Genomic DNA, 12630 nt, shown 5'->3' with positions numbered 1-12630 from the left:
CATTTATCCTATATCTTTTACGCCCTCAACGTAAATATTAATTCTTTCTACTTCCAGACTGGTAAACTCTTCGACTCTGTATTTTACAGATTCCATTAAATTATTAGCTACAGTGGAAATGGAAACTCCATAAGATACAATAATATGAAAATCTATCGTGATCTTGTTATTCTTTACAGAAACAAATACACCTTTTCTTATATTATCTCTGGTAAGCAGTTTTACGATTCCGTCTTTTACATTGACCATGGCCATTCCAACGATGCCAAAACATCCAAGGGCACAAATTCCTGCATATTTTGCAATTACCTGATTTTCAATGGAGATTTCTCCATTTTTTGTATTCATATGTCCTTTCATAAATTATTACCTCCAACCGAGAATTCATATATCATGATTATACATTATCCAGTGAAACTCGTCTAGTCCTGAAGAAATATTGAAATATTACTCCTTCTAAATAATATCGTTCAAAAATAAAAGCAATTTTATTCTTGATTTTTATAATTCAATCTGTTAGAATGAAATAGTTGTCGAGCCCGGAATAAAAAAGGGAAAAGATTTGAAGAAGGAGGTGCTAACATGGCAAAATGTGCTATTTGTGGAAAAGGCGCTCATTTTGGAAATGCAGTCAGTCACTCACATAGAAGATCAAACAAAATGTGGAAATCAAATATTAAATCTGTAAGAGTTAAAACAGAAGGCGGAGCAAAGAAAATGTACGTTTGTACTTCTTGCTTAAGATCTGGTAAGGTTGAACGTGCTTAATCTGTTATGATTTATTTAATATAAAACCACAAAGAACTGGACATTGTCCAGTTCTTTTTTAATGAAAGAACAAACAATATCCAAACATCCAGCTTACCAGACACACCATAACTCTCGTAAACTCCTGATTGATAAAAAAGCCTGTCAGGAGCCCTATCCCAAAGAAAAAAAAAGCAATTCCCCATACCCGTTTCATAAATGCTTCCCCATATTTCCTATCATATAATTTATGCACAACAAAGAAATAAGGAACCTGTCTTTCCACAGATTCCTCAGGTTATAATATTATTATTTACTCTTCTTTTTCTAAATCCTCAACAATATCCTCAAGAGTTTCTTCTTTTTTTGTAAATTTATCGATCACGTCCGGAACCATATCCAGAAGTTTTACGATTGTTTCCTGATTCTTAACATTTACAAGTTTAGTCTGTCCATCACGAATAACTAAAACAGCACTAGGAGTCAGCTTACCTCCGATTCCTCCACCGCTTTTATTCTTCTTGTCAGCTTCAAATGCTCCTGCGCCCATTCCAAAAGACACATCCACCAATGGCAGAATGATTGTATCTTTGATATAAATCGGCTCTCCTACTACGGTCTTGGATGTTAAAAACCCCTCCATTCCGTTAAATAAAGAGCTAACAGTTTCATTAAAATTTTCTTTGCTCATATGACTAACCTCCTATCATTTCTACCACACGATCTTTTTGTTTTAATAAATCTTTATCCCGGAAAACGATCCACGCAAGCTTTAACAATTTATATTTTCTGATTCGTCCTGATATCAGAAGATGACCTTTCAAAATACTCTGAGTAAAATCCGGTGTTATCTCCAGATGATCTTCATACAACGGAATCAACACAGCCAGATAACCAAGGACCTTACCTGTTTCCGCAGGATCATCCAGTCCAAATTTTAAAACACCTTTTACTTTTTGAGGAAGCAGATATCTAATTCCATCTGTTCCATATTTTTTTACTCTGGATAATGCCAGACGAATCTCTTTATCTTCAAAAAAGAATTCTTTCATTGTATAAATCTTGTCTAAACCATCCTGTAACTTCCTTATAAACACTTTACACTTATGATACCATGTTTTTATAAATCTGACGATTCTTTTACCAATAAACTTCTTCTTTTTCTCATTTTCCTTTTTTATCAGTTCCTTTGAATCATTTTCTTCTTCAAACTCTTCATCCCATGGAAGATCCAGAATATCTTCAACAGGACTTTGAGATTTTTGTACAGAGTTCTCTGTTTCACGCGAAATATGATGAGCTATTTTTTCAGAAATATCTTTTTGAGATTTTTTTTCCTTATTTTGAGGTGCTGATACTTCATTTACTATCACCGGCTTTTTTTTATCATTTCTTCCTAAAATCGCCCATTTCCCATCGGTTCGATATACTGGAAGCCCAAAAATCCGGACAATAATCCCTGGTTGTTCCTCATACCATCCTTTTATTCGCAAGAAAAACAACGCCCATGATACTCTTCCTTTTATTTTAGGATTTTCTCCATCAAATTCCCCTTCCAACCGATAACAGATCGGACAGATGAAAAGAATCAGTAGCAATATAACTGGTATTAATAAAATGATTCCCAATATTTTTAAAATCAAAAATATAATACTCATACTTTTTCTCCACAAAAGAATTTCCCTACGTCATTTATCATTCCAGAATGAAACATGTCATCCACCATCCGCCGGAGCAAAACTATTGCATCATCTTTTCCAGCAGCAAGTCCAACAATTATTATATCACATGATTCGTAAAAAGGAGAAATCAAATCCTCATATGAATAAATCTCCAGAATTCCAGACTTCCACTGAGACAAGGTAATACAATACAATCCAGGAATTCCTTTTTTCTCCCTGATTCTACTTTTTATTATTTTTTGTCCAGATCTTAAAATTTCTGATATGTATAACTGCTCAGCTATTTCCATTACTCTCCCTCCCGATACCTTCACATCCGCCAAGAGTATTTTAATTTTAAGAAATTAAAATAAGGGATGTATTACTACATCCCCATTTTACCATATATTACTGTCGATTATTCACCAATTTTAACAACTTTCAGCATGTTTGTAACACCTTTTCCACGGTGATCAGCTGGGCCTCCACCTGTTAATACAAGGATATCATCCTGTTCAGCAAGTCCTGCATCTAATACAATATCTGTTGCTTCATCCAGTAAATCTTTTGTTGTTTCTGCTTTATGAGATTTGAATGGACGTACACCCCAGTATAACTGCATCTTACGCACGATGGATTCATCTGGAGATAATCCGATAATCTGTGCATCTGGTTTGAATTTTGATACGATTCTTGCTGTAAATCCTGACATACTGGAAGCCAGGATACATTTTGCACTGATATTATGTGCTGTCTGTACTGCTGAGTATGCTACAGCAGCAGAGATTCCACGATTCACATAAACAGAACGGTAATCCTGAATCTTTGTATCAAGATGGAGTTCTGTTGAAATTGCGATCTGGTTCATCATACGAACTGCTTCAACCGGATGTTTTCCTTTTGCTGTTTCACCAGATAACATGATTGCGTCTGTTCCATCATAGATCGCATTGGCAACGTCTGTTACTTCTGCTCTTGTCGGACGTGGGTTACGGATCATGGAATCCAGCATCTGTGTTGCAGTAACAACTGGTTTAAATGCCTTATTACATTTTTTAATGATCGCTTTCTGTAAGAATGGTACTTCTTCTGCAGGGATTTCAACACCAAGGTCACCACGCGCGATCATAACACCTTCAGAAGCTTCGATGATGGCATCGATATTTTCAACACCTTCAATGTTCTCGATCTTGGAGATAACCCCAACGTTCATTTTATATTTATCAATGATTGCCTTGATCTCATTTACAGCATCCGCATTACGGATAAAGGAAGCTGCAATGAAATCGATTCCGTTTTCCAGACCAAATTCAATATCAGCTTTATCCTTTTCTGTGATAGAAGGAAGGTTTACTTTTACATTTGGTACATTAACACCTTTACGGCTTCCAAGCAGACCACCATTTACTACCTCACATACGATGTCTGTCCCATCCTTGATCTCTTTTACACGAACTTCAATCAATCCGTCATCAATCAGAATGGTATTTCCTGGTTCTACATCATTTGGAAGTTCAGCATATGTAATGCTTACGATAGTATTTGTACCTTCCACTTCTCTTGTTGTAAGGACAAATTCCTGTCCTTCCTTCAATTCAACATCGCCATCTGTTGAAAGTAATCCTGTTCGGATCTCAGGCCCTTTTGTATCAAGCAGGATAGCAATCGGCAATCCTAATTCTTCTCTAAATTTTTTGATTCTTTTGATTCTGCCTAACTGTTCCTCGTGGTCACCATGAGAGAAATTCAGACGAGCAATATCCATTCCTTCCAGCATCAGCTGTTTTAAAACGGCATCATCATCTGTTGCCGGTCCCATAGTACAAATAATTTTAGTCTTTTTGGTTAGCATAATTTTCTCCTTTAAATCTCATATATAATATTAACAACTCACTTCTTTACGTGTTTATGGGTAAACAAATGATCCTGACAATATTCGTAATCCCCATCACACTTGGAACAATAACGAAATTCCAATGTTGGATCGTCCAGTTCCGTACGATGGCATATAGCACATTCATGCACAGCCCCGTTCTTTTTTCTTCCCTTAGGATTAGTCTTGTTTTTAAATTCCCTGTGCCGTCTCTGTCCAGATACTCTGCTGACAAAAGACGCCCCCCGGCTTCGAATCTTCTTCATTGAGAAAAAGAACAACAGGAAATTTAATAACGCCACTACAATTGATACTTTAACCGAAATTCCGTAAACTGTAAAGCCTGATGTTAAAAAAATGTAGCCCAGATATATCCCATCCAGATACGCAAGCCATTTTACGCGGATTGGCAATATCATGTATAGATATACCTGCATATTCGGAAACATCATGGCATATGCCAGAAACAATGTAATATTCAGATAAAAAGTATCCATATATACTGCAGCTCCTGCCAGTTCACCTTGTGAAAATCTAAGTGCTGCATATGTAAGGAACGCTCCAAGGATTGTTCCTAACACTCCAATAAAATAGTACATATTAAACCGAAATGTTCCCCAGACCTGTTCTAGAGAAGAACCAACGGAATAATAAAACAGAAGAACAAATATAATAAAAATTAAACTTGTACTAGGTCCTACCATTAAAAATGTAAAAAGTCGCCAAATCTGTCCATGCATAATCAGATACGGATTTAATTGCATCAAATCAAATAAATCCGGAGAAATCATCTGAATCACATATCCAATTGCATATAATATTACAATAATCTTTGGAAGATTGGGAATCGCATATTTTCCAAATTTTTCCTCAAGTTTATTCAGCCACATAACAAACCTTTCTTATTTTTTTAAAACATCTTTTTTCTTCCTAATATAAATCCACCAATAACAGTAAGAATTAAAGAAGATATTACCAATATCAAGAAACCATAAGGGGATTTCGCCATAGGAACCGGAACATTCATCCCCCAGAAACTTGCAATCATAGTCGGAATGGACATTACAATGGTAATAACCGCCAAAACCTTCATAACAATATTCAGATTGTTGGATATAACTGAAGCATAGGCATCCATAGTTCCGCTTAAGATATTACTGTAGATATCTGCCATTTCGATTGCCTGCTTATTTTCGATGATAACATCATCCAAAAGCTCTTCATCTTCCGGATACTGCTTAATCTTTTCAATTTTTAATAACTTTTCCAGAACCAGCTCATTACCCCGCAGGGATGTGGAAAAGTAAACCAAACTCTTTTCCAGCTCTAAAAGCTCAATTAACTCCTGGTTCTTAGTGGAGATATGGAGCTGTTTTTCAACCTCATCACTTTTCTTGTCAATAGAACGAAGATACTGCAGATATAATGATGCATTCCGGTACAGCATCTGAAGAATAAACCTTGTCCGTTTAAATGTCCAGAAATTGCGTACTCTGCCATCACGAAAGTCAGATAACACTGGTGTATCCATCAGACAAACTGTAATGATCACATCCTGTCCCAAAATAATACCACATGGTATCGTAAGAAAATACTCTTTCTCTTTACGCTCTTCAGTTACCGGAATATCTACGATGATCAGTGTGTAATCATCTTCCACCTCAATACGTGATCGTTCTTCTTCATCTAAAGGAGCTTTTAAATGATCAAGATCGATTTTATGTTCCCTGGAAATCTGAACCAGCTCTGCAGCAGTGGGATGTATCAACGATATCCAGGTTCCCTCCATAGATTCACTGATTTCATTAATTTGATTGTCCATGGTCCGATAATATTTAATCATCTTTAACTCCTCTCCTGCCAGCGGTGCGTATGCTCCAGGGCAAGGCACCGCTTTTTGCATATCTTATTTCATTATAAATAACTCAATTTGCTTTGTCAATTAACAGTACTGTACCAACTGGAAGGGTCAAATCTCTTATTTTTTTGTTAGATTTTGCTAAATTTTCAACTGTTGTTTTGTTAGATTTCGCTATATCAAGAATGGTATCTCCCTTTTTTACCACATATGGAATAAATGCTCCAGATATAACCGGAGTAAATCCCGGAACACATAACTCATCTCCCGGCTGAAGATTATATACATTGACATAAGGATTTTGACGCATGATATCCTTTACCCGAATTCCATAGGCTCCTGCAATCTGGTATAAAGTATCATTTTCCTTCACAACATAAATACTTCCGTTACACTTTTTCTGATCTGCCATGACATTACCTTTACTTTTTTATTAGACTATTCAAATCTCAATATTTGTTTCCATTATTCTCACCTAAAAAAAATATTCTATTCCTCTTTGCAAATATTTGTTTTTCTATTATAATAAGGAATAATGCAAATTTAGAAAGTAGGTATACGAAAAGATGAAACGATTAGGAATTGATATTGGCTCTACAACAGTCAAAGTCGCCGTTATCGACGAACAACATAATATACTTTTCTCAGATTACCAAAGACATTTTGCAAAAATTCAGGAAACTTTAGCTTCCTTATTAAAAAAAGCAAAAGACCAAATCGGAGAAACAACTTTTGCTCCAACCGTTACAGGTTCTGGAGGTCTTTCTATTTCTTCTTATCTAGAAATTCCTTTCTGTCAGGAAGTGGTCTGTGTATCCACAGCCTTGCAGGATTATGCACCTCATACTGATGTTGCAATAGAACTTGGCGGAGAAGATGCAAAAATAATTTACTTTACCAATGGAATTGATCAGAGAATGAACGGAGTTTGTGCTGGAGGTACTGGTTCTTTTATTGACCAGATGGCCTCTCTTCTGCAGACAGATGCTTCTGGTTTAAATGAATATGCTAAAAACTTTGATACCATTTATCCAATTGCTGCACGTTGTGGTGTATTTGCTAAAACCGATATTCAGCCACTGATCAACGAAGGAGCAACCAAAGAAAATCTTGCAGCTTCTATTTTTCAGGCAGTTGTTAATCAGACCATCAGTGGACTTGCCTGCGGAAAACCAATCCGTGGAAATGTTGCATTTTTAGGAGGTCCTCTTCATTTCCTTCCAGAATTGAAAAATGCATTTATCCGTACTCTGGAATTAAAAGATGAAGAAATTATTGCTCCAACCCATTCTCATTTATTTGCAGCCGTTGGTGCTGCTTTAAATGCCAAAGAAGATGTTACAACAAATTTTACAGATTTATTAAAACAGTTTGAGAAAAAAATTGAACTGAAACAGGAAGTTGACCGTTTAGAACCACTCTTTGCAAACGAACAGGAATATAAAGGTTTTGTAAAGGATCATAACCGTCATGTTGTAAAACGTGGAAATCTTTCTACATATAAGGGAAACTGTTATCTTGGAATCGATGCCGGCTCAACTACCACAAAAGTTGCTCTGGCTGGTGAAGATGGAGAATTATTGTACAGCTACTACAATAATAACAACGGAAGTCCTTTACATGCAGTTATCGAATCTCTTCATGAAATAGATGAGCAGATGCCGGATACTGCAAAGATTGTATCTTCCTGCTCAACCGGTTATGGAGAACATTTGATAAAAGCAGCATTAAATCTTGATTTCGGTGAAGTTGAAACCATCGCTCATTACTATGCAGCGGCATTTTTTGAACCGAATGTTGATTGTATTCTTGACATCGGTGGTCAGGATATGAAATGTATTCGTATTAAAAACGGTGTTGTAGATGATGTTCAGTTAAATGAAGCATGTTCTTCCGGATGTGGATCATTTATTGAAACTTTTGCAAAGTCATTAAATCATTCTGTTGAGGAATTCGCAAAAGTTGCCCTGACAGCTAAAAATCCAATTGATCTTGGTTCCCGATGTACAGTATTTATGAACTCCAAAGTTAAACAGGCACAAAAAGAGGGAGCAAGTGTTGGAGACATTTCAGCAGGTCTTGCTTATTCTGTTATTAAAAATGCTTTATATAAAGTTATCAAATTAACAGATCCAAGCGATCTTGGAAAACACATTGTGGTTCAGGGTGGAACCTTCTATAATGATGCTGTTCTTAGAAGTTTTGAACGTATTTCCGGATGTAATGCTGTACGACCGGATATTGCCGGAATTATGGGAGCTTTTGGATCTGCTCTTATTGCCAGAGAACGCTATGAAAAGGGACATGAAACATCCATGCTTCCACTGGAAGAAATTTTTGCCATGAGTGTTGATACTTCTATGACAAGATGTAAAGGATGTACCAACCATTGTCTGCTTACCATCAACAAGTTTTCCAATGGTCGCCGATACATTACAGGTAACCGCTGTGAAAGAGGCATTGGAAAAGAGCCAAATGCTGACCATGTACCTAACCTGTATGATTATAAACTCCACCGTACCTTTGATTATGAACCTTTATCTGATGAAAAAGCCGTTCGTGGCGTCATTGGTATTCCTAGAGTTTTAAATATTTATGAAAATTATCCTTTCTGGTTTACATTCTTCACGGAACTTGGGTTCAAAGTTTTGGTTTCTCCGGAATCATCCCGAAAAATCTACGAACTGGGAATTGAATCCATTCCAAGCGAATCAGAATGTTACCCTGCGAAGCTTGCTCATGGGCATGTCATGTGGCTGATCAAACAGGGAGTTAAAGATATTTTCTATCCATGTATTCCGTATGAACGTGACGAAACAGAGGGGGCAAACAATCATTATAACTGTCCGATTGTTACGTCCTATGCAGAAAATATTAAAAATAATATGGAGGAACTTCAAACGAAGGGTATAAACTTCATGAATCCTTTCCTTGCACTGGATAATGAAGATGCATTAAAATCCCGCCTCTTTGAAGAAATGAAAAAGCATTTTACTGTATCATCCAATGAAGTGGAACATGCAGTTACTAAGGCTTATGATGAACTGGAAGCTGTAAGAAAAGACATTCAGACCAAAGGTGAAGAAGTACTGGCATATCTGGCAGAATCCGGAAGAACAGGTATTGTTTTGTGCGGTCGACCATACCATATCGATCCTGAGATTAATCACGGTATTCCGGAATTAATCAACTCCTATGGTATTGCTGTACTAACGGAAGATTCTATTTCTCATTTGTCCAATGTAGAGCGTCCGTTAAATGTATCCGACCAATGGATGTATCACTCCAGACTGTATGCAGCTGCCAACTATGCAAAATCCAACAAACAGTTAGAGGTTATTCAGCTGAATTCCTTTGGATGTGGTCTGGATGCTGTTACAACAGATACTGTAAAAGATATCTTAACTAAATCCGGACGTATTTACACTGTACTGAAAATCGATGAAGTTAATAATTTAGGTGCTGCAAGAATCCGTATCCGTTCTTTGATCAGTGCTGTCCGAGTTCGAAAAAAACACAAAATTACACCAAAACCGGTATCTGCTGCCATTAAACGTATAGAATTTACAAAAGAAATGGCCAAGGACTATACAATCCTTGTTCCTCAGATGTCTCCAATTCATTTTACTTTCTTGGAACCTGCTTTGAAATCATGTGGATATAACGTCAAGATTCTGGAACAAAATGGAATGAAAGATGTAAATACAGGACTTAAATATGTAAACAATGATGCCTGTTATCCTTCCTTGATTGTAATTGGACAGCTGATGAATGCATTATTGTCAGGAAAATATGATACTGACAAAATCGCTCTGGCAATTTCACAGACAGGTGGTGGATGCCGCGCAACAAACTATATCAGCTTTATCCGTCGTGCTCTTGAAAAAGCCGGCTATGGCCATATCCCGGTTATTGGTATCAGTACACAGGGAATTGAGAAAAACAGTGGATTTAAATTAACTCCAAGTCTCCTGAACCGTGCTGTTCAGGCAATCGTTTACGGAGATGTATTTATGAGAGTTGTCTACCGTACCAGACCTTATGAAAAGAAAAAAGGATCTGTCAATCGACTCCACAAACGATGGGAAGCAAAATGTAAACAGGATATTGTCAAAGGAAACTTCTTGACTTTCCAGAAAAATATCCGTGGTATCATCCGTGATTTCGATCGTATTCCTTTAAAAGATATTCAGAAACCTCGCGTTGGTATCGTTGGAGAAATTCTTGTTAAATTCCTTCCAGATGCAAACAATCATCTTGTGGAACTTCTGGAGCGTGAGGGTGCAGAAGCTGTTGTACCTGATTTACTTGACTTCTTCATGTATGGTTTTTATAACAGTAATTTTAAATACCGTTATCTTGGAAAATCCAAGAGTACTGCTATTGTATGTAATGCCGCAATCAAAATTGTGGAAACATATAGAAAAACCTTAAGAAAAGAACTTGCAAAGAGCAAACGTTTTGAAGCTCCTGCCTATATCAAAGATCTGGCTGCTTATGCGAAACCATTTGTATCCATCGGAAACCAGACCGGTGAAGGGTGGTTCCTGACTGGTGAGATGGTAGAACTGATTCATAGCGGGGCACCAAATATTGTATGTACCCAGCCATTTGCATGCCTGCCAAACCACGTGGTTGGAAAAGGTGTTATTAAAGAAATTCGTCAGGCATTCCCTGAAGCAAATATCGTAGCCATTGATTACGATCCGGGAGCCAGCGAAGTCAACCAGATTAACCGAATCAAACTGATGCTCTCTGCAGCAGAAAAGAATTTAGAATCATAAAGGAAATATAAAAACACATGCCCGCAACCGCCTTCCTGGCCTAACGGCCTGGGCTGGATGGTTTGTGGTCCATGTGTTTTTTATTCTCAACTTTTTCATTAAAAACTTCTAATAATTTGAAAAGATACAAAATTATGATTCTTTGACATACATATATATCGTATATTTTTCCAAAAGACAACTCATACTGTAACCGAGGTGATAGAAATGCATTCAAATAATGAAATGCCTGTGGGACTTGCCATGGAATTAGCAAAGAACTCAAAAGCCATGGAACAGTTTTCTTCCCTTTCTAAATCAGAACAAGATGCTGTTATTGAACAGGCCCGCCATATCAGTAGCAGAGAAGAAATGAGACATTATGTATCAACCCTTGCAGTTTTTGACCATTACAGTTAAAATTACTCTTTTCTGAAAATGGAATATTAGAAAATATGCTCTAAAAAAATTATACCACAGACGTCATATGGCATCTGTGGTATAGTATTTTTATTTTAATATATTGCTATTACTTTTTCAAAATATCTGCCAGAATAGTAGCTGCATCTTCAATACATCCCGGACAGCTTCTTACCATTTTTCCTGTCTCAACACCTTTTAAATCTTTACAGGCAATGGCACCATTTTTCTCCTGAAATTGTTCTACCAATTCTTTAGACAATTTGTAAGTATCAGATTTAGAAACCGGATGTTCTAAATCTCCATTACTGTTTACAGCTCCTAAAACCGCTACTGCTCCTGTAATGGCACCGCAGGTTCCCTGCATACCACCCATTCCCAGCCCATGGCCTTCCATCATACGAAACATTGTCTTTTCATCAATTCCTGTTTCATCACAAAATGCACACGCAACTGCCTGAGCGCAATTATAGCCTTTTTTATGATTTTCATCGGCTTTTTTTGCTTTTGAATTCATATGATCGTCTCCTTTTTTCTATCAAAATTTATCTTCTGACACTGATTCCCCGACCAGCCAGATAATCTTTCAGATCAGTTATCTTTAGCTCATTAAAATGGAACAAAGATGCCGCCAGTGCTGCATCTGCTTTTCCTTCTGTTAAAGTATCATAAAAATGTTCTTTTGTTCCGGCTCCGCCGGATGCAATAACCGGAATATCAACATTTTCAGCAATAATTCTGGTTAATTCATTATCATACCCTGCTTTTGTTCCATCACAATCCATACTGGTCAGCAAAATTTCTCCTGCACCACGACGGTTAGCTTCCATAGCCCATTCCACAGCATCAAGTCCAACATCAATTCGTCCACCATTTTTATAAACATTCCATCCGGAACCATCTGCTCTTCTCTTGGCATCAATGGCAATAACAACACACTGGCTTCCAAACTTATCCGCTGCATCATTGATCAGATTCGGTGTATTGATTGCAGAAGAGTTGATAGAAATCTTATCGGCACCCTCCCTGAGAATTGCCTTGAAATCATCCACGGTACGAATCCCGCCACCAACAGTAAATGGAATAAATACTGTTTCTGCAACCTTTCTTACCATGTCAATCATAATATTTCTTGCATCTGATGATGCTGTAATATCAAGAAATACCAGTTCATCTGCTCCTGCTTTATCATAAGCAGCTCCAATAGCCACAGGATCCCCTGCATCAATTAAATTAACAAAATTTACACCTTTTACAACACGTCCGCCTTTTACATCCAGACATGGAATAATTCTTTTTGTATGCATG

Annotated in this window: 13 protein-coding genes; 3 read left to right on the top strand and 10 right to left on the bottom strand. The window is 37.1% G+C overall.

Annotated features, from left to right (window positions below):
* Nucleotides 1-3 precede the first annotated feature (3 nt).
* A complete protein-coding gene (locus KTB61_RS01325; RefSeq protein ID WP_075759051.1) occupies nt 4-360 on the bottom strand; it encodes an Asp23/Gls24 family envelope stress response protein in 357 nt (118 codons plus the stop codon).
* A gap of 222 nt (nt 361-582) precedes the next feature.
* On the opposite strand from KTB61_RS01325, the gene rpmB reads away from it, so the two are divergent.
* Entirely contained in the window at nt 583-768 is a 186-nt protein-coding gene (gene rpmB / locus KTB61_RS01320) for a 50S ribosomal protein L28 (RefSeq protein WP_075759052.1), read from the top strand.
* Nucleotides 769-1060: 292 nt separating this feature from the next.
* Here rpmB and KTB61_RS01315 read toward each other — a convergent pair whose 3' ends face one another.
* The 7 genes from KTB61_RS01315 to KTB61_RS01285 form a co-directional block, all read right to left on the bottom strand.
* Nucleotides 1061-1438, bottom strand: coding sequence for a GerW family sporulation protein (locus KTB61_RS01315; protein WP_075759054.1), 378 nt, complete (start codon nt 1436-1438; stop codon nt 1061-1063).
* Nucleotides 1439-1442: 4 nt separating this feature from the next.
* The gene (locus KTB61_RS01310) at nt 1443-2405 is read right to left on the bottom strand and encodes a DUF2953 domain-containing protein (protein ID WP_075759055.1); all 963 of its coding nucleotides are present in this window, start codon (nt 2403-2405) and stop codon (nt 1443-1445) included.
* A complete protein-coding gene (locus tag KTB61_RS01305; protein ID WP_075759056.1) occupies nt 2402-2719 on the bottom strand; it encodes a hypothetical protein in 318 nt (105 codons plus the stop codon). Before KTB61_RS01305 ends, KTB61_RS01310 begins: the two co-directional genes overlap by 4 nt.
* 107 nt (nt 2720-2826) lie before the next feature.
* Nucleotides 2827-4260 carry a pyruvate kinase gene (pyk, locus tag KTB61_RS01300; protein ID WP_075759057.1) on the bottom strand — a complete coding sequence of 478 codons (1434 nt, stop codon included), beginning with the start codon at nt 4258-4260 and terminating at the stop codon, nt 2827-2829.
* A 38-nt stretch (nt 4261-4298) separates the two neighbouring features.
* Nucleotides 4299-5171, bottom strand: coding sequence for a rhomboid family intramembrane serine protease (locus tag KTB61_RS01295; protein WP_075759058.1), 873 nt, complete (start codon nt 5169-5171; stop codon nt 4299-4301).
* Between the two features lie 20 nt (nt 5172-5191).
* Nucleotides 5192-6124, bottom strand: a complete 933-nt coding sequence (locus KTB61_RS01290) for a magnesium transporter CorA family protein (protein WP_075760518.1) — start codon at nt 6122-6124, stop codon at nt 5192-5194.
* 82 nt (nt 6125-6206) lie between these two features.
* Nucleotides 6207-6551: a LysM peptidoglycan-binding domain-containing protein gene (locus KTB61_RS01285; RefSeq protein ID WP_075759059.1), complete on the bottom strand. Its 345-nt coding sequence runs from the start codon at nt 6549-6551 to the stop codon at nt 6207-6209.
* Between the two features lie 154 nt (nt 6552-6705).
* Between KTB61_RS01285 and KTB61_RS01280 the strand changes: the two genes are divergently transcribed.
* Entirely contained in the window at nt 6706-10923 is a 4218-nt protein-coding gene (locus KTB61_RS01280) for a 2-hydroxyacyl-CoA dehydratase (protein WP_216696646.1), read from the top strand.
* Between the two features lie 207 nt (nt 10924-11130).
* Entirely contained in the window at nt 11131-11322 is a 192-nt protein-coding gene (locus KTB61_RS01275; RefSeq protein WP_075759061.1) for a YdeI/OmpD-associated family protein, read from the top strand.
* A gap of 109 nt (nt 11323-11431) precedes the next feature.
* Here the strand turns inward: KTB61_RS01275 and KTB61_RS01270 are convergent, their stop codons facing one another.
* Together KTB61_RS01270 and hisF are read right to left on the bottom strand one after the other, a co-directional pair.
* Nucleotides 11432-11839, bottom strand: coding sequence for a C-GCAxxG-C-C family protein (locus KTB61_RS01270; protein ID WP_075759062.1), 408 nt, complete (start codon nt 11837-11839; stop codon nt 11432-11434).
* A gap of 28 nt (nt 11840-11867) precedes the next feature.
* Nucleotides 11868-12629 (bottom strand): imidazole glycerol phosphate synthase subunit HisF, encoded by a 762-nt coding sequence (gene hisF, locus KTB61_RS01265; RefSeq protein ID WP_216696645.1) that lies wholly within the window; start codon nt 12627-12629, stop codon nt 11868-11870.
* Between the last annotated feature and the right edge of the window lies 1 nt (nt 12630).

Source organism: Anaerostipes faecalis, from assembly GCF_018982945.1.
GTDB classification, from domain to species: Bacteria; Bacillota; Clostridia; order Lachnospirales; family Lachnospiraceae; genus Anaerostipes; species Anaerostipes faecalis.
This window is presented reverse-complemented; position numbering and strand designations above follow the sequence as displayed.